The following is a 17,497-nucleotide window of genomic DNA, read 5'->3' on the forward strand; positions in this document are numbered from 1 at the left end:
TGGTACAAGGCGGTCGTTCTAGGACAAATTCATGGTGCTGTCAGGTGTTTCAAGCCGTCGCGCCGATCCTTCCCCAGCTTGCGCAGGCCTAACGGCGAGTTCCTGATGTCTCCTGCCCAACAACTGACCGCCCTCTCCGCCTCACAGGTCCTGGCCTGGATCGGCACAGCACTCCTCCTCACCGGCGCGTGCGGCAGCCAGGCTACAGCCGAGACAATCGGAAGCATCTACAGTTCGGCCGCCGCCAAGGATTGCCGTACCATCAGCGGCAAGAAGGACGGTGACAGTTCGACGCAGATCTGCCCCGGCAAGAACGGGCTGATCCTGCTCGTCAACGAGGGCGATCTTCGCCAGACGGTCTCGGTGGGACGTAGTGCGCGCGCCGCCGCGAAGGAGCCCGCAGCCGAAACCTGGTTCGGTCCGTTCAATTCCGCCGGCAACACCGTCGAATGGCGCGTGGCCGACGGCAGGCCGTTCGCGATCATCCAGCGCTGGCAGATCGCCGACAATGACGACCAGGGCAAGAGCGGGCCGAAGGACAAGCCGATGCTGGTGGTGACGCGTCTACCGCCAGGGCCGGTGTGCCACGTTGCCTATGTCGATGCGACCGCCAACGCGAACGCCAATGAACTGGCGCGGCAGGCCGCCGATGAGACCGCACGGAGCTTCATCTGCAGCAAGGACGAAGTGAGAATCGTCGGCACGCGCGGCCGCGTCATCGGCCTGGCGCGACCCTAGCGCGGGCTGCGCGCACCGCGGTCCTTGATGCGATGATAGCGGGCGAGCAGCCGCTCGCCCTTGGCCGCAATTCGGCGCGCGGCTTTCACCGTGCGCGGCACCGGCTCGCCCCAGGCATGCGCCGACAGCGCGAGCCGGGTCGGCCGCCCTTCTGCGTCGACCAAGGGCGGCAGTTGTTTGCGTCCGTAGAACCGCACCGCCCAGCTGCCCTTGCGGCGCATCTCGGAGGGCGTCATCTGCGATACCGCTTTCTTGACGCCCGGTTTCAGATGCGCACCGTCGCGTTCGGCGAACGCCCGGCGTCCCGCTGCGGTCAAGCCGCCGCGCGGATCCTTCTCCTGCGCGTGCCCCCTTGTCTTGCGCGCTTTCGCTGTGGCGCGGGGGACGGCGCGTTTCGTGGCGGGTTTGGCGGACGGTTTCTTGGCAGACGATGCAGGGCGCCGCTTGGTCTTTGACGTCGCGGCGCGCTTGCGCCCGCTGGTCTTGGTGTTGGCCGCCTTGTTGGCGGCCACCCGCATATTGTCGACCAGATTGGGATAGCGCCGTCCGGCGCGGCGGGCGCGCGCCTTGGCCGTCGCCTTTTCGGCGGGGGTGAGATGCGTCGAAGCCTTGCCGGCGCGCTTGCGCGGATTGGGCTTCGTCCAGGGAGCGCGTGGTGTTCGTGCCATGCCCCACCAACGCGCAATCCGCCGCCCGGTTTCCGCTGTGTCGAGCTACGCGCCCGGCGGCAGCTTCGGCACCGTGGCCCGCAGCATCGCCTCCAATAGCGATTCGGCATTGGTGCCCGGCGGTGAACGGCGCAGGATGTCGGCGAGACGGCCGTCGAGCAGCAGCATCGTGTAGCCGTGCACCAGGGACCAGGCGCGCGCGATCGCCGCGGCCTGATCGATCGTCAGCTCCTCATTGCCGACCTGGTCTCCGCTGCGTGCGGCCACCGAACCAGCAAGACCGGCGAAGGACGCCTCGGCCGCCTCGTGCAGCGAGGGACGCGAATAGTCGAGCCGCTCGGTGCGGAACATCAGTCCATACATGCCGGGATTGGCCTGCGCATAGGCGACATAGGCATGCGCCCGCGCCATCGCGCGCTCGATCGGCGTGCCCGGCCCCTCGCCCGCCGCCTTCATTGCGGCATTGAAGCGCGTGAAGCCGATCGCGGCGAGTTCACTCACCAGACCGGTGAGATCCTTGAAATGATGCGTCGGCGCCGCATGCGACACGCCGGCCTCCCGCGCCACCGCCCGCAATGTGAGCCCCGCCAGACCGTCGCGCTCCAGCACGCGCTCGGCCGCTTCGAGCAGCGCATCGCGCAGCGCGCCGTGATGATAGGGTGCGACCGCATCGCCGGCGGTGCCGGCCCCGCGGCGCGCTTTGCCGCGTGTCGTTGCTGCGGTCGGGCGTCGTGTGCGCGTCCGCCCCTGTTCCGGTTTGATCGTCATGGACTCCTTATACTCGCGATTTTGACATCGTAAAGATTGAACTTGACCAGCTCAGGAAGTCCCGCTAGCTTATCTTTACATCGTAAAGATAAGCTGAGGAACGGCCATGACGCAGACGCCTGCCGCGCCCCGGACGGACCGTAGCAACCTCGCGCCGATCCCGTTCGAATGCGATGCGCCGTTCCTCGAGATCAGCGGCGAGCTGCCGCGCGAGCTCAACGGCACGCTGTATCGCAACGGTCCGAACCCGCAATTCTCGTCGCCGGGCGCACATTGGTTCGTCGGCGACGGCATGCTGCACGCGTTCCATCTCGAAAACGGCCGCGCCTCCTATCGCAACCGCTGGGTCCGGACGCCGAAATTCGAGGCCGAGCGCCGCGCGGGACGCGCGCTGTTCGGCGGCTTCGGCCGCAAACTCCCGGACGCGCCGGCCGACGTCACGGATGGCGGCGTCGCCAACACCAACATCATCGCCCATGCCGGTCGCCTGCTTGCACTGGAGGAGGCGCATCTGCCGACCGAGATCGAGCCGGGCACTTTGGCGACATCGGGCTATCACGATTTCGGCGGCCGTCTGCGCGGCGCCTTCACCGCGCATCCGAAGACCGATCCGGTCAGCGGCGAGCTGCTGTTCTTCGGCTACAACGCCGCCGGGCCGCTGACGCCGGCATTGACCTACGGCACCGTCGACGCCTCTGGCCGGCTGACGCGCCTCGATCGCTTCGACGCCCCCTATGCCAGCATGGTGCATGATTTCGTCGTCACCGCTGATCACGTGCTGTTTCCGATCATGCCGCTCACCGGAAGCTTGGAGCGCGCAATGTCCGGCAGGCCGCCTTATGCCTGGGAGCCCGACAAGGGTGCCTATGTCGGCATCATGAAGCGCGGCGGCGCCGTCAAGGACATCGTCTGGTATCGCGGCGAGGCTTGTTACGTCTTTCATGTCATGAACGCCTGGGAGGACGGCCACCACATCATCGCCGACGTCATGCAGTTCGACGAGCCGCCGCTGTTTCCGCACCCCGACGGCCGGCCGACCGATCCGGCCAAGTCGCGCGCGCGGCTCTGCCGCTGGAGCTTCGACCTCGCCGGCACCAGCGAACGCTTCACACAGACCTATCTCGACGATCTCACCGGCGAATTCCCCCGCATCGACGACCGCCGCGCCGGACTTCCGAGCCGCCACGGCTGGTACGCCTGCGCCAATCCGGACGGCCCGCTGTTCGGCGCCCTCTCCGGCCTTGCGCAGGTCGACGGCGCCGCGGGCACGCGGCGTGCGACCTACCTGCTGCCGGATGGCGACAGCCTGTCGGAGCCGGTGTTCGTGCCGCGCCGCGCCGATGCGGCGGAAGGTGACGGCTGGCTGCTCACGGTGGTGTGGCGCGCTGCGACCAACACCTCCGACCTCGCGGTCTTGAACGCCACCGACATCGCCAGCGGACCGGTGGCGCTGGTCCATCTCGGCCATCGCGTCCCCGACGGCTTTCACGGCAATTGGGTCGGCGCCTGACGACAAGTCATTGACTGTCCACCATTAACCTGCGCCGTCACGATATTTTGACACTGTCAAGATTTGGCTTGACCGGAAGCCGTGCCGCCTCTATTCATCTTGTCGGTGTAAAGATTGGCTCGGGAGCAGCCGTCAATGACGCTTTTATTCATTCTCGCGCCCTACGGCGTCTACGCCGCGTTGCTGACGATGGTCTCTGCGACCCTCAGCCTGGCTGTGGCTACCGGGCTGTGCCTGGCCGTGGTTGCGCTCGACATGATCAACGGGCGTTCCGTCAAGATCCTCGGCCTCGGCTCTGCCATCGTGTTCGCCGGCGTAGCAGCGTACCTCAATCTCATCGACCCAAGCATGAGCGTCTCCGGGGTGCGTCTTGCGGTCGACTGCGGCATTTTCGCGCTGTCGCTCGGGTCGATGCTGCTGCGCGTGCCATTCACCCTGCAATATGCGCTGGAGAAGGTCCCGCCGGAAATTGCCGCGATTCCCGGCTTTATGCGCGCAAATTACGTGATCACCGGCGCCTGGACGCTGGCGGCCCTGCTGATGATGATCGGCAATCTGATGACGCTCTACGTTCCCGGGCTGCCCTATTGGACTGGCCTCGCCATTGCTTTTGCCGCGCGCAACAGTGCACTTTACTTCACGCGTTGGTATCCTGAGTACCGTAGGACGAAGGACATGGCGGCGCAGAGTGCTGCCGTAATGTCCGGCCAAGATTCCTGACGATTCTGCCCCAGGGGGACGTGCGTGAAAGACGTGTTTGCGAAGCTGACGGCCGACTTCCTGTCTGCCGCGGTGTTCTTCATCCTGTACATCGCAACCGACGACGTCGTGCTGGCGACAGCCGCCGCGGTCGCCGTGGCTGTGGTCCAGGTGGTCTATGCCCGCGTCAGGGGCGTCAGCCTGAGTTTCATGGCCTATGCCAGCGTCGGCCTCGTGATCGTGCTCGGCGGCGTCACGCTGCTCACCAACGATCCGCGCTTCATGTTCGCCAAACCTGCGATCGGCCATTTCGCGATCGGCCTCATCATGCTCAAGCGCGGCTGGATGCTGCGCTACGTGCCGCCGATCGTCTCCGAGACCATCCCGGAATATGTCACGGCCGCCGGCTACGCCTGGGCGGCGCTGATGTTCGCGCTCGGCCTGGGCACCGTCGCCATGGCGATGCACGGCGACATCAAGCTCTGGGTGCTCTACATCACCGTGATCGCTGGCGGCGCCAAGGTCGCGGCCTTCGCGCTGCAGTTCATCGCCTTCCGCTTTGTGGTGGCCAATCGCCTGCGCGCGGCCCGCGCCTGAGGCCTCGCGATCGTCGTATTGGGCTTACGCGCAAAGATGCGCTATAGGGGCGCCCCAAGGCACCCTCGAAGGCGGCTTCGGGGCGCGGGATGGCAACGCCAGGAGAACGATCGATGGCAGTGGACGGCAACTGGAATCTGACCTTGAACACGCCGATGGGCGAGCGCAGCGCGACCCTGAGCTTGAAGAGCTCCGGCACGACGCTGACCGGCACCCAGGCCGCGGAGGGCGATTCCGCTGAGATTTTCGATGGCACCGTGAACGGCGACGACGTCGCCTGGAAGGTCTCCATCACCAGCCCGATGCCGCTGACCCTCGACTTCAAGGGCAAGGTGGCCGGCGACACCATCTCCGGCGAGATGGGCATCGGCTTCATGGGCAGCTTCCCGTTCACTGGCGCGCGGGGCTGAACCCTATTCAGTAGCCTTGTCTGTAGCCTTGGCAAAGGCGCGCTTCGCCGTCCCGATCACGTGACGGCCTGTCGCGCGCCATGCCCACCATTCGCTCGAACATCCGCCGGCCGACAGTGGCACGCCACCGCCCTGCGGCGGCGAAGCAGCAGCTCTCAAAACCAGATCTGCATCGGCAGGCCATGCGCGTCGCATGGCGGATCGCCCTCCGGCACGCAGCCGGCGCAGTCGCGGGCAGCGAGTGCCACGGCACAGGCGTCGAGCACGTCGTCCGCCTTGGCGCCGGTGCCGATGTGGGCGCGGCTGACCCACTCGTCGATGTCGTGAAAACCATCCGCAAACAACAGGTCGCGCCGCAGCCTGGCGCCCTCATGCGTCTTCTTCGGCGGCAGCGGCGCGCCGTGCAGGCGCAGGAACACCATTTCAGGGTGCGCCTCGCGGATGTCGAGCTCGCGATGCCCGCGCACGAAGGCGTCGACCTCCATGATCTTGCGGCCGAGATGCCAAAGCTGGCGCGAGGCGCGCGTCTGCCCGCGCCGGGAGGCCTCGGCATTGGCCTGATCGGGATCGGTGTAGTCCTCCCACAACCAGCGCCGCGCCCCGGTGAAGACGCGGGACCGATGCGGCGCGAGCCTGTCGCGCGCGAGCAGGTCGCAGGCGCGCGCGCCGTCGTCACGCATGCCGATGGGAATATCGATGGCCGCGCGCACGAAGGGCGCCGCCAGTGCCCCCGCGACGTCAGGACGGAATTCGATCGCCCGACACTCGCCGTCGATCCGGACAGCGACCCAGCCGTTGCGGAAACCATCAAGCCCGAGAAACATGCTGTCTCGATGCAGCTCGCGCTCCGCCGGCGTGCCGATCAGGCCGGACGCCGCGGTACGATCGCGATCGGATTGAAGGTATAGACGGCCTCGCCGTGCTGGTTATAGGCGGTCCATCGGATGCGCGCGATGCCCTGCGGCTTGCTTTGCGACGGTACGAGATCGACCACCTCGCCTTCGAGATGAAGCGTATCGCCGGGCCGCACCGGCTTCAGCCAACGCAACTCGTCGACTCCGGCACCGAACAGAGGATGCGGACCGAACGGGCGGGCTTCTGCCGCGAGCCGCATCGCGATCGCCGCGGTGTGCCATCCGGAAGCGGCCAGCCCCTTGAGAATGGTCTTCTCCGCCGCCTCCTCATCCATATGAAACGGCTGCGGATCAAATTCGGCGGCAAAGCGCTTGATGTCCTCGCGCGACACCACCGCTTCACCACTCTTGAACGTCATCCCGATCGTGAGGTCATCGAACCATTCGACCATGCGGTCCTCGCATCCGTCTCGGAGAACCTCAACCCAGGTTCAGCTCCTTGAAGAAGTCGTTGCCCTTGTCGTCGATGATGATGAAGGCCGGGAAATCCACGACCTCGATGCGCCAGATCGCTTCCATGCCGAGCTCGGGATATTCCACCACCTCGACCTTCTTGATGCAGTGCTCGGCGAGGTTCGCCGCGGCGCCGCCGATCGAGCCGAGGTAGAAGCCGCCGTGCTTCTTGCAGGCCTCGCGCACCGCCGGCGCGCGGTTGCCCTTGGCGACCATCACCATCGAGCCGCCGGCAGCCTGGAACTGATCGACGAAGGAATCCATGCGGCCAGCGGTGGTCGGACCGAACGCGCCGGAGGCGTAGCCATCCGGCGTCTTGGCGGGACCGGCGTAGTAGACCGGATGGTTCTTGAAGTAGTCCGGCAGCGGCTCGCCGCGATCGAGCCGCTCGCGCAGCTTGGCATGCGCGGCGTCGCGCGCCACGATCATGGTGCCGGTCAGCGACAGCCGGGTCTTGATCGGGTTCTTCGACAACGTCGCGAGGATGTCCTTCATCGGCTGGTTGAGGTCGATCTTCACGACCTCGCCGCCGAGCGCCTGCTCGACCTCCGGCAGATATTGCGCCGGATGATGCTCGAGCTCCTCGAGATAGACGCCGTCCTTGGTGATCTTGCCGAGCACCTGGCGGTCGGCCGAGCAGGATACGCCGAGGCCGATCGGCAAGCTGGCGCCATGGCGCGGCATGCGGATGACGCGGACGTCATGGCAGAAATATTTGCCGCCGAACTGGGCGCCTACGCCCAGGCTCTGCGTCATCTTATGGATTTCCTGCTCCATCTCCAGATCGCGGAACGCATTGCCATCGGCCGATCCCTGGGTCGGCAGCGCGTCGAGATAACGCGCCGACGCCAGCTTCACCGTCTTCATGCACAATTCGGCCGAGGTGCCGCCGATCACGATCGCCAAATGATAGGGCGGGCACGCCGCCGTGCCGAGCGTCAGGACCTTCTCCTTGAGGAAGGCCAGCAGGCGATCCTTGGTGAGCACCGAGGGTGTCGCCTGAAACAGGAAGCTCTTATTGGCCGAGCCGCCGCCCTTGGCCATGAACATGAATTTGTAGGCGTCCTCGCCCTCGGCGTAGATCTCGGTCTGCGCCGGCATGTTGTTGGCGGTGTTCTTCTCCTCATACATCGACAATGGCGCGACCTGCGAGTAGCGCAGATTGCGGCGCAGATAGGCGTCGCGGGCGCCTTCGCTCAACGCCGCCTCGTCGTCACCATCGGTGATGACGTTGCAGCCCTTCTTGCCCATGATGATCGCGGTGCCGGTATCCTGGCACATCGGCAGCACGCCGCCGGCGGAGATGTTGGCGTTCTTCAGGAAATCAAGCGCGACGAACTTGTCGTTCGGGCTGGCCTCCGGATCCTCCAGGATGCTGCGCAGCTGCTTCAGATGGCCGGGACGCAGGAAGTGGTTGATCTCGCCGAAGGCGGCCTCGGACAAGGCCCGCAGCGCCTCACGCGACACCACGAGCATGTCGCGGCCCAGCACCTTCTCGACCCGCACGCCCTCGCTCGTGATCTTCTTGTAGGGCGTGGTGTCCGGCCCCAGCGGAAACAACGGCGTGTGCTTGTACGGCGGAACGGGCTTGGACTGGTCGGGAAAGGCGGTGGGCGCGTTCATGGCGAGCTCGTGGGGTTCTAAAAAGGGCCGCCCAAAGCGGTCTTGACAGGTCTGATATCGACCATCTTCCAGGCGCGCAACCTATGTATCGGCATGGCGGCACCGGGGCCGAACCATGCCTACTTTGGTCTGAATTGCCGGCCGCCCTGCCCGCTCAGATCACCACGTCGGCGAAGCTGCCGATCGACACCACCGGACTGCGCGCGCCCTCCATCAGGCTCTCCTGGCGGACATCGCCCATGCGGTCGTAGCTCTGAATTTTGCCGAAATCGAGCTGGGTGCGCGCGGCGAGATCGGCGATACGGAGCTGGAACGGACGGTAGGGCCCGACCACGAATTCCTCGGCCGGCAGATTGCGGATCAGGCTCTCCTGGCTCAGCACGAAGGCGACCGCGCCGGGCCGGCCATCGGCGCGCGTGAACACGATCAGCTTCCAGAACTCGCGCGGCAACAGGATGCCGCGATAGAGCTGGTCGGTAGCGCGGAACACCGGGCCGTTGAAGATCGACAGCCGCGGCGTGTCCTTCTTCGCCTGCGCCGTCACATACATTTCGAGGTTGCCCCACAGCAGCACGCCATTGTGGCTGGCGAGGCTGCTCTGGTTGAACACCGAATGCTGCGGCGAGCAGTTGGTCAGATGGAAGGTGTCGCTGTTGGCGGCGTTGGCTTCGTCCTCGTCGGCGCCCCAGGCCGCGTCCTGGCGGCGCGTCAAATGGCCGAAGTCGAGCGGGTTGTCGGCGTAGAGCTCGGGGCCCGCTTGCGCCTCGCGCGGGATGCGGCTGTCATAGTACCATTTGTCCTTGCCGTCGCGCTTGACCTGGAATTTCGCCTTTGTGTCGAGATTGACCGCGGAGACAAAGGCGAGCCTGCGCTGGGCATTCATGATGACGCTGTAGTGGAAGTAGGTCAGCTCGATGCCGCCATTGGCGAGCTTCGCCGCCGCCGCCGCTGCGGGCGGCGCAAGCCTGGGCAATGGCGCATCGAAGCCGAGAAACTTCGCATCGAACCCCGGGCGCGGCGTCGAGAACGGCTCGGGCCGCGCCTGCTCCAGCAGATCCGAGCCGGCCGGCGCCGTGAGCACTCCCGCCGGCGCGGCGATGGTGGCGCCAGCCGCCGCGCCAAGGCTGATCGTGATGTTCAGCGGCACCGTGATCGAGACCGTGCCGGCTGGCGACGCCGCCACGGGCTCAGGCGCGGGAGGCGGCGGCGATGGCGGAGGCTCGGGCGTCACTGGCGTGCTCTCCACCGGCGGGTTGGGAGGCGGCCGAACCACCTGCCCGGCGCTGATATTGACGAACTCGTCCTTGAGCTCCTTGCCGCGCGCCACGCCAGCATTGGCGATGAACTTGACCAGACGGGAGGTGCGGATGCCTTCATTGGCGATCCATTCGACGCGAGTCTGGTCGCCGTCGGACGGCACCACCTTGTTGCTGGCGTCGAGCGCCTGACCGCTGCGGTTGGTCTTGGGCACGCCCGAATGATGCAGGGCGATGACCTCCCACTGATCGTTGAAGACCGGCGAGCCCGACGAGCCCGGCTCGGTGTCGGCTTCGTAATAGGCGTATTGATCCACCGCCGAGCCGTTCTCCGGCAGGTCGATCAGCTGGTTATCGCGCACGACGACCTGTTTCAACCCGCCGCTCGGATGCTGCACGATGTTGACCGGCTGGCCGGTGATGATCTTGCCTTCGGCGCCGATCAGCGGACAGAAGCCGAAATGATCGAGCGGCGTCCCCTTGGCCGAGCTCGGGGCCACCGCGACCAGCGCGAAATCGAGCCCCTTGTCATTGAGAAAGAACACGTCGGGCGTGAAGGCGAAGGTCTCGACCGCGAGCGTCTCGTCGCCCCCGAGCTGATAGTTGAATTCGGCCCTGCTGCGCCGCGCCACGTCATCATCGGTGAACACGTGATGATTGGTGATCAGCAGCCGCGGCGTGACCAGGAAACCGGTGCCGAAGGCTTCGCCCTCAGGAAAGGTCGTGACTATCCGGCACACCGCGCGGCTCGCCCGTGCACCGCGATCGAAGAACTGCACCGCGAGGAAGTCGCGCGTCTTGCCGATCACGCGCTCCACAAAACGATCGTTGATGTCGCTCGCCGTGACCTGGCCCGGTGACGGCAGGCCCTTCAACGTTGGGGCCTCGCGCCGCAACGTCTCCTGCGCGCTCGCCGGATCCGGCGCGGCGGTCGAACTCGCCAGCTCGCTCAGCAGCCTGTTAACGTGATTGACCAGCCGCTCCTTGGATTCGACCTTGGTGTATTCGCCCTTGTTGGCAGCGGTCATCCGCCTGCGGCGCGGCTCGTTGCGCGACTTGAACCGCTTGGCCGCTTCGGCGGCGATCGCGGGCACGTAATGAAGCTTGACGGGGGGAGCGGCCATGTCGCAACTCCACTGATAAATCTATAGCTGCAAACGACCTAATAAATACCTACAGTAGAACACGTCTGGCCGGGAGTGACAAGGCCGACGAGGCTCGCGCGTCGCGCGCCGGTCGAGCCGGCGGCTCCACGCGCCATGGCGGCATCGAGCCTGGCGATCGGCTGCCCTGCACGCACGGCCGGTTTGCCACACCTGACTGTTGGCTGCCGCAGCGATCCGCCCAAGCGCTTGCATCACCGGCCCGTGCACGCTTCAATGCCGCGGGGGTATTTGGAATGCATTCATATCATTGGGCATTTGGCCGGGCCGCTGGTTTCGCCACGTTCGTTGCGCTGAGCATGGCGCTGACGTCGCAACCGGCCCGCGCGGACCGTTGCGACGACCTCGCCAAGGAATTGAAGAACGGCATCGAGGGCATCAGGATCGGCCAGACGGCGGCCGGCACGGTTTATCTGGCGCATCCCAAAGCGCGCGAGATCACGCTCGGCTGCTCATCGAAGAATTTCAGCAACCAGTTGTTCGGCAAATCCGACCGCAAGCCGACGCCGGCCTTCGTCGAGCTGATGGCGAGCGCGGCCGCGATCGTATTCACCTTGCCCAAGGACGACATGCAGCGCGGCGTCACCCGCTGCTACCGCCGGCTCGGGATCTTCCGCGGCGACGATGTCGCAAGCCGCTACCGGCGACTCGACATGCGTTGCGCGCGAACCAAGACGGAGTCGTCGATCACGATCACACGCAGCAAGGATCAATAGGCCTGGATACGCTGATACCGCAGCCTTTCTTTACGCGTGTCAGCGCCCCATTCACTATCGTGGCCGCCGCCCACAGTTGCAGACAATTCGAACGATCCAATTGACGAAGTTTTCGCGCCCCATGCTCACGCTTGGTCCAACACCAAGCGAGGAGCTGGACCATGTCCGTTTCGAGCGTTTCGACGTCATCACCGCCGCCCTCACCGCCGCCGGTCTCGACCGAGACGAACAAGCCGCAGACCCAACAGACGCAGAGCCAAGAGACTCAGTCCTTCAAGCCCGAGAAGACCGGCGACGAAGCCGCTGCCGAGAAGCAGGCCTCCCGTCCGCCGCTTCCGCCCGGCCAGGGCACGCGCGTCGACATTCTCGCCTGACGACCCCACTCCATCAGGCCAACTTCGTATAGCGGCGGCGCGTCAAGCGTCCGCCGCTATACGTGTGGGCGTAGCGCGCTTGGCCGTCGGGGGCCTCTTTGTTCGACACCGGCGGCCACGTTCATCCTTCGCTCGATAAAGAGCGCCGCGCGCGCCCGGCTTCACGCGTCCAGCGCCTTGTAATGGCGGAAGATGCCGTCTTCGTTGAAGGCGATGCGGCGCTCGCTGGCGAGATAGGCTGATATGTTCGGTCGCGCCGCGACGCGGTCATGCAGCGCGACCAGGCCCGGGATGGAGCGCTCGAAGGCTGCCATCCGATTTGGGAACGCATAGCGCAGGCCGGCGATGATCTGGAACAGCGACAGGTCGACATAGGTTAGGCGACGACCGGTGACGTAGGCGCCACCGCTGTTGGCCAGGATCTGCTCGAAATAGCCGAGGAATTTCGGCACCCGCTCGTTCCAGAACTCGGCGGTGCGCTTCTTGGCCGGCGCGCGCTGGTCCTCGTAGTACAAGGTGGGTCCGAGCGGGTGATGGGTGTCGTGGATCTCGACGACGAAATCGGTCACCGTCAGCTGCAGCTGGTGCACCCAGAGCTGCCCTGCTTCGGCTTTCGGCGCAAGACCATGGCGGTTGCCAAGGAACAACAGGATGTTGGCGGTCTGGCCGATGACGCGGCGGCCGGCCTTGAGGAACGGCGGCGCGAAGGGCGGCGTGTCGCTGTCCGCCTGCAGCATCGTCGTCATCGCGGCGATGCCCTCCTCGCGCGCGACGTCGCGATAGGCTGCGCCGGCCTCCTCCAGCGCGAGCCGCACATATTCGCCGCGGCCCTGGATCATCGGCCAGTAATACAGCTCGTAGCGCATGGGCCATCCTCGATCTGATGCGCCCATACGTGTTGCGACGGAGAGGACGCGGGTTGTTAGTTCGCCGCAAAGCAGTATAGCAGCCCGTCGCCGCCGGTGCTCTTGAGATCGGCCTGGGAACAGCCGCCATCGGGGCCGCGCGAGGGATGCGACGCGTTCCAGGACTTCGACGGCTCGTCGTCGCGCAGCCCGATGCGATCGGAATGGCCGACCATGGCCGCACCGGTTGTCGCGCTGGTCCAGTTGCGGCAGGTGCGGTCCTCGCCGGGGGCGAAGGCGGTTCCATCGGCCTGAGAGCCGGTCAGCACATCGTGGCGGTTCGGCGTATCGCCGCGGCCGTTGATGACCTCGCCTTTCTCGCTCAGCGCAGTCTGCTTGGTGAGATTGTTCGACCCGCTGTGCAGCTCGGCGACGTCCTTGGCGATGACGACGCCCTTGGCGTTCCGCCACGGGCCTTTGCCGATGCGGTCGCGCGCGTTCACCGCCGGCTGGCCGTCGGTGGCCTGCGTCGACAGATAAGCGCGCCAGATCTTGGCACTTGCGCCAGCCGCCTGGGCCAGGGTCTGGCAATGCCTGTCGGCACCAGCAAGGCCGCCGAGATTGCCGCCTTGGCCGGGGCCGTTGCTGGTGAGGAAGAAGCTCATGTCCGCGCCGTCAGCCGACGCAGTCGCGATCAGGCCGGGTGCGACGGCGAGCAGCGCGCTGCCGATCAGGATGCTGCGGATCGATGTCATGGTGTCCTCCCTGGTGGACGTGATGCCGGCGCATCGCTTGGGCGCGATGTCGTTCGCGTCTTCAGGAACCCATGACACGCTGGAATATTCCGCGCCGGGCGCACACGCAAAAGCGCCGCGGATGGCTCCGCGGCGCTTGATGATGATCGTCCGACCTTTCGGCTCAGCTGACCTGCTGGATCGCCGACAGCTGCCAGTCGGCGCCGGGATGGCGCAGGAAGGTCCAGATCTCCGTGACCTCCTGCGGCTGGTCGGAGCCCTCGACCACGCGGCCCGAGGCGCGCTCGGTGGTCTTGTCGGCCAGGGTGAAGCGCATCGCGACCGTCGCATAGTCGGCGCCGTTCTCGCGCCAGGCCTCGGCGAGGTCGCCCTGCAACAGCTTGACGCCAGAGACCTTGTTGACCACGCCGCGGGCCTGGTTCTGTTCGAGATCGCGCTCGAAATACGAGGCCATCTCGGGCGTCGACAACAGCCGCAGGCGGCCGACATCTTCATTCGACCAAGCCTGCTGGATCTCGCCGAGCAGGCGCTCGAACGCCTCATAGTCGGCCGGCTGGATCTGCAGCGGCGGCTGGTTGCTGCCACCGCCGAAGCCACCGAAGCCGCCGAGACCGCTGCCAAGCCCGCTCAGGCCTGACCGGAAGCTCTGCTGTCCGTCGGCCGGCGACGGGCCAGCGGCGTAAGCCGGCTGGTTACGGCGCTGCCACCAGGCCATCGCCATCCGCACCAGGAACACCACCAGCACGATCTGCAGGATCAGGCCGAGGATCGAGGCGAAGCCGCCGAGCCCCGAGAACAGGCCGCCGCCGAACAGCATGCCGAACAGGCCGGCGCCGAGGAAGCCCGCGGCGAGACCGCCGAGCATGCCGCCGAATCGACCGCCGAACAGGCCGCCACGCGCGGGCGCAGCCGTGTTGAAGCCGCCCGGCTGACCCGGCTGGGTGATGGTGCGATTGAATTGTGACGCCGATCCGGGCGCCGTCGTGGTCGGAGGCGGCGCGGAAAAGGTACGCGTGCCGCGGGAGCCCGAGCTGGAGCCGCCGCCGATCCGGGCGTCAGCTGCCGAGACGGCGAGCACCGTCGGCAGCGCGATTGAAAGGGCCACGGCCATCGCCTTGAGGAGGCCGCTTTTGCGCTGCATGAAGCTCATCTTTGTTTCCCATGACTCCCCGGAATGGGGATGCCCGTAAGATGGGCACTGCGGGCCAAAAAGAAAGGCGGCACGAGGCCGCGCGGCTGCGACGCTGGGTCGCGGCTTGAATGCCCTCGACCGCCTTGTCCGACCCTTCCCCTAACCTATTGCGGCGCCATCGTTTCCTTCACCGCCGCGACCAGTTGGCTGAGCGTGAAGGGCTTCGGCAGGAACGCGAATTGCTGGTTCTCCGGCAGGCTCTTCTCGAACGCGTCCTCGGCATAGCCCGAGACGAAGATGATCTTGATGTCGGGATTCTTCTCACGCATCACCTTCAGCAGCGTCGGCCCATCCATCTCCGGCATCACCACGTCGGACACCACGAGATCGAGCGCGCCGTTGCATTCCTCCAGCGCCTCCATCGCCTCGATGCCATTGGAGGCCTCGATGACGCTGTAGCCGCGCGAGCGCAGGCCGCGCGCATTCAGCGCCCTCAGGCCCTCCTCGTCCTCGACCAGCAGGATCGTGCCCTGCCCGGTCAGATCGGTCCGCGGCTTCGGCGCCTCGGCGGCAGGCGCTTCCTTGGCGGCGCCATTGCTGGCCTGCGGCTCGGCCGGGACCTCCGCCACCACGTGATGGCGCGGCAGGAAGATCTGGAACGTGGTGCCCTTGCCGACCTCGCTGTCGACATAGATGAAGCCGCCGGTCTGCTTGATGATGCCGTAGACGGTCGACAGGCCGAGGCCGGTTCCCTTGCCGACCTCCTTGGTCGAGAAGAACGGCTCGAAGATCTTCTCGCGGATCTCGGCCGGAATGCCGGTGCCGGTATCGCTGATCTCGATGCGGACATAGTCGGCGACCGGCATGCCTTTATAGGCGCCCTGCGCCGCCTCGTCCGCCGACACATTGGCGGTGCGAACCGAGAGCTTGCCGCCGTCCGGCATGGCGTCGCGGGCATTGACCGCGAGGTTCACGACCACCTGCTCGAACTGCGAGACGTCGACCTTGACCGGCCACAGATCGCGGCCGTGCACGAGGTCGAGCTTGACCTTCTCGCCGATCAGCCGGCGCAACAGCATCGTCAGATCGGACAGCGCGTCACCGAGATCCAGCACCTGCGGCCGCAAGGTCTGGCGGCGGGAGAAAGCGAGCAACTGCCGCACCAGGGTGGCGGCGCGGGTCGCATTCTGCTTGATCTGCATAATGTCCTGGAACGACGGGTCGGTCGGCTTATGCGCGTTCAGCAGGAAATCGTTGGCCATCATGATGGCCGAGAGCACGTTGTTGAAGTCGTGGGCGATGCCGCCGGCGAGCTGGCCGACCATCTCCATCTTCTGCGACTGGTTGATCTGGTTCTCCAGCGCGCGGCGCTCGGTGGTCTCGAGCATGTAGACGATCGCGGCTTCGGTCTCGCGCTCGTCCTCCTCGACGGCGGTGACGAAGAACTGGCCGAACCGCTCCTTGGCGCCGTCCAGCATCACCTCGACCGGCGGAATGTCGGCCTGCCCTTCCGCCGCCTGATTGATCGCGGCGATCAACAGGTGCCGGTCGCGCTGGCTGACGGTGCGGAAGATCGACTTCGCCGCCGCCGCATCGCCGCTGACGCTCTGCGCCAGCTTGGCGTAGCGCGCATTGGCCCTGACGACCGCGCCGCCGCGGTCGACGGTCGCGATGGCCATCGGCGTGTGGTCGAAGAAGCGCATGAAGCGCACCTCGGCGGCGCGCTCCGGATCGGAACGCTCGTCGCGGGCGCGGCTGATGACCAGGGTGCGCGAGGCACCCGGCTTGCCGTCGGCGCCGAAGGCGAGCTTGTGATAAAGCCGCGCCGGCATGGTCTTGCCGCTGCGCATCTTCAGGTCGATGTCGAATACCTCGGTCCGAACCTCGCCCGGCACCGCCACGATCGATGTCAGCAATGACGCGCCGTCACCGGAGACCACGTCCGACAGCTTCAGGCCCCCCGACGCGATCTCGGCAAGGTCGTAATCCAGCCAGTTGGCAAGGGTCGCGTTGACATAAACGAGGCTGCCCTCCGGACTGACGGAGAAGAAGCCGCAGGGCGCATGGTCGAGATATTCGATCGCATGCTGCAGCTCCTGGAAGACGTCCTCCTGGCGCTCGCGATCCCGGGTGATGTCGGCGATCGACCACACCGCATATCGCGCATAGCGCTTGGTCTGGCCCAGCGGCCGGACGCGCATCCGCAGCCAGCGGGCCTGGCCGCCCTCGGCAGCGGTGATACGCACCTCCTCCTGCTGCCGCTTGCCCTCGCGCGCGGCCTTGAGCAGGCGGAACACGGCCTCGGAGACGTCGGGATTGCCGATGAACACGCGCTCGACCGGACGCGCCTCCTGCGCGCTCGCCGCCCCTGTCATGGCGAGATAGGCGGCGTTGGCATAGACCACGTGGCCGCGCGGATCGGTGACCGCCAGCCCGTCAAAGGCGTGGTCGGCGATCGCGCCCATCACCGGATCGTCGGTCGTCTTGTCGGCGAAGCGGACGATCCCCGCGGCGAAAGCGAACAGATTGAACAGGCCCACGGTGGCCAGCAGCGACAGCAGGCCTAGAATATAGGGCTGCGCCTGGGCGCGGCCGATCGTCATCAGCGCGATCGCCACGGCGACCAGGCCGAACGCGACGAGCAGGATCAAGAGAATGCTGCCGCTGCGGCGCGGCCGCTCCGGCAGGTTCACCTGGTCCTGTAACGCATCGTTGTCTGGTTCGGCGCTCATGGCAAAAGGACGCGACCTGTCGGCTGGGAGCCTCGGTCGATCCGGGCGGCCCCCGCTTCCACCTGCCTGAATCGACGGGTCAAGCGCAAGCCCGTCAAGCCGATATTCCATGATTTATCCGTATTTTGCGGCTGGATCTCGAAC

The 17,497-nt window shown here is 66.2% G+C and carries 17 protein-coding genes; 7 read left to right on the forward strand and 10 right to left on the reverse strand.

Annotated elements, in window-relative coordinates:
• Positions 1-105: 105 nt before the first annotated feature.
• Positions 106-738 (forward strand): hypothetical protein, encoded by a 633-nt coding sequence (locus BBTA_RS25560; RefSeq protein ID WP_012045399.1) that lies wholly within the window; start codon positions 106-108, stop codon positions 736-738.
• On the opposite strand, the gene BBTA_RS40895 is transcribed toward BBTA_RS25560, so the two are convergent.
• Both BBTA_RS40895 and BBTA_RS25570 read right to left on the reverse strand, forming a co-directional pair.
• On the reverse strand, positions 735-1,406 hold the full coding sequence (locus BBTA_RS40895; protein WP_012045400.1) for a DUF6321 domain-containing protein: 672 nt from the start codon (positions 1,404-1,406) through the stop codon (positions 735-737). The two genes, BBTA_RS25560 and BBTA_RS40895, sit on opposite strands and share 4 nt — an antisense overlap.
• A gap of 45 nt (positions 1,407-1,451) precedes the next feature.
• Positions 1,452-2,174, reverse strand: coding sequence for a TetR/AcrR family transcriptional regulator (locus tag BBTA_RS25570; protein ID WP_012045401.1), 723 nt, complete (start codon positions 2,172-2,174; stop codon positions 1,452-1,454).
• Positions 2,175-2,280: 106 nt separating this feature from the next.
• Between BBTA_RS25570 and BBTA_RS25575 the strand changes: the two genes are divergently transcribed.
• The 4 genes from BBTA_RS25575 to BBTA_RS25590 all read left to right on the forward strand — a co-directional run bounded on the left by BBTA_RS25575 (position 2,281) and on the right by BBTA_RS25590 (position 5,390).
• Positions 2,281-3,684, forward strand: a complete 1,404-nt coding sequence (locus BBTA_RS25575; RefSeq protein ID WP_012045402.1) for a carotenoid oxygenase family protein — start codon at positions 2,281-2,283, stop codon at positions 3,682-3,684.
• A 135-nt stretch (positions 3,685-3,819) separates the two neighbouring features.
• Positions 3,820-4,404: a hypothetical protein gene (locus tag BBTA_RS25580; protein ID WP_012045403.1), complete on the forward strand. Its 585-nt coding sequence runs from the start codon at positions 3,820-3,822 to the stop codon at positions 4,402-4,404.
• A gap of 24 nt (positions 4,405-4,428) precedes the next feature.
• Positions 4,429-4,980: a septation protein IspZ gene (locus BBTA_RS25585; RefSeq protein WP_012045404.1), complete on the forward strand. Its 552-nt coding sequence runs from the start codon at positions 4,429-4,431 to the stop codon at positions 4,978-4,980.
• 113 nt (positions 4,981-5,093) lie between these two features.
• Positions 5,094-5,390, forward strand: a complete 297-nt coding sequence (locus BBTA_RS25590; RefSeq protein WP_012045405.1) for a hypothetical protein — start codon at positions 5,094-5,096, stop codon at positions 5,388-5,390.
• Between the two features lie 155 nt (positions 5,391-5,545).
• Here the strand turns inward: BBTA_RS25590 and BBTA_RS25595 are convergent, their stop codons facing one another.
• From BBTA_RS25595 to BBTA_RS25610, 4 genes are all read right to left on the reverse strand, one after another.
• The gene (locus tag BBTA_RS25595; RefSeq protein WP_012045406.1) at positions 5,546-6,214 is read right to left on the reverse strand and encodes a DUF429 domain-containing protein; all 669 of its coding nucleotides are present in this window, start codon (positions 6,212-6,214) and stop codon (positions 5,546-5,548) included.
• A 38-nt stretch (positions 6,215-6,252) separates the two neighbouring features.
• Complete coding sequence (locus BBTA_RS25600) at positions 6,253-6,696, reverse strand: MaoC family dehydratase (protein ID WP_012045407.1); 444 nt, start codon at positions 6,694-6,696, stop codon at positions 6,253-6,255.
• A 28-nt stretch (positions 6,697-6,724) separates the two neighbouring features.
• Entirely contained in the window at positions 6,725-8,380 is a 1,656-nt protein-coding gene (locus BBTA_RS25605; protein ID WP_012045408.1) for a fumarate hydratase, read from the reverse strand.
• 154 nt (positions 8,381-8,534) lie between these two features.
• The gene (locus tag BBTA_RS25610; protein ID WP_012045409.1) at positions 8,535-10,760 is read right to left on the reverse strand and encodes a DNA/RNA non-specific endonuclease; all 2,226 of its coding nucleotides are present in this window, start codon (positions 10,758-10,760) and stop codon (positions 8,535-8,537) included.
• A 275-nt stretch (positions 10,761-11,035) separates the two neighbouring features.
• Here BBTA_RS25610 and BBTA_RS25615 point away from each other — a divergent pair, with 275 nt between their 5' ends.
• Positions 11,036-11,515 (forward strand): hypothetical protein, encoded by a 480-nt coding sequence (locus BBTA_RS25615; RefSeq protein ID WP_012045410.1) that lies wholly within the window; start codon positions 11,036-11,038, stop codon positions 11,513-11,515.
• A gap of 161 nt (positions 11,516-11,676) precedes the next feature.
• Positions 11,677-11,889 (forward strand): hypothetical protein, encoded by a 213-nt coding sequence (locus BBTA_RS25620; protein ID WP_012045411.1) that lies wholly within the window; start codon positions 11,677-11,679, stop codon positions 11,887-11,889.
• Between the two features lie 161 nt (positions 11,890-12,050).
• Here BBTA_RS25620 and BBTA_RS25625 read toward each other — a convergent pair whose 3' ends face one another.
• The 4 genes from BBTA_RS25625 to cckA form a co-directional block, all read right to left on the reverse strand.
• Positions 12,051-12,755 carry a glutathione S-transferase gene (locus BBTA_RS25625; protein ID WP_012045412.1) on the reverse strand — a complete coding sequence of 235 codons (705 nt, stop codon included), beginning with the start codon at positions 12,753-12,755 and terminating at the stop codon, positions 12,051-12,053.
• A gap of 56 nt (positions 12,756-12,811) precedes the next feature.
• A complete protein-coding gene (locus tag BBTA_RS25630; RefSeq protein ID WP_012045413.1) occupies positions 12,812-13,489 on the reverse strand; it encodes a hypothetical protein in 678 nt (225 codons plus the stop codon).
• 163 nt (positions 13,490-13,652) lie between these two features.
• Entirely contained in the window at positions 13,653-14,630 is a 978-nt protein-coding gene (locus BBTA_RS25635) for a Tim44 domain-containing protein (protein ID WP_012045414.1), read from the reverse strand.
• Positions 14,631-14,785: 155 nt separating this feature from the next.
• Positions 14,786-17,353 carry a cell cycle histidine kinase CckA gene (gene cckA, locus BBTA_RS25640; RefSeq protein ID WP_041750888.1) on the reverse strand — a complete coding sequence of 856 codons (2,568 nt, stop codon included), beginning with the start codon at positions 17,351-17,353 and terminating at the stop codon, positions 14,786-14,788.
• Positions 17,354-17,497 lie beyond the last annotated feature (144 nt).

This window comes from Bradyrhizobium sp. BTAi1 (assembly GCF_000015165.1).
In the GTDB taxonomy this organism is placed as follows: domain Bacteria; phylum Pseudomonadota; class Alphaproteobacteria; order Rhizobiales; family Xanthobacteraceae; genus Bradyrhizobium; species Bradyrhizobium denitrificans.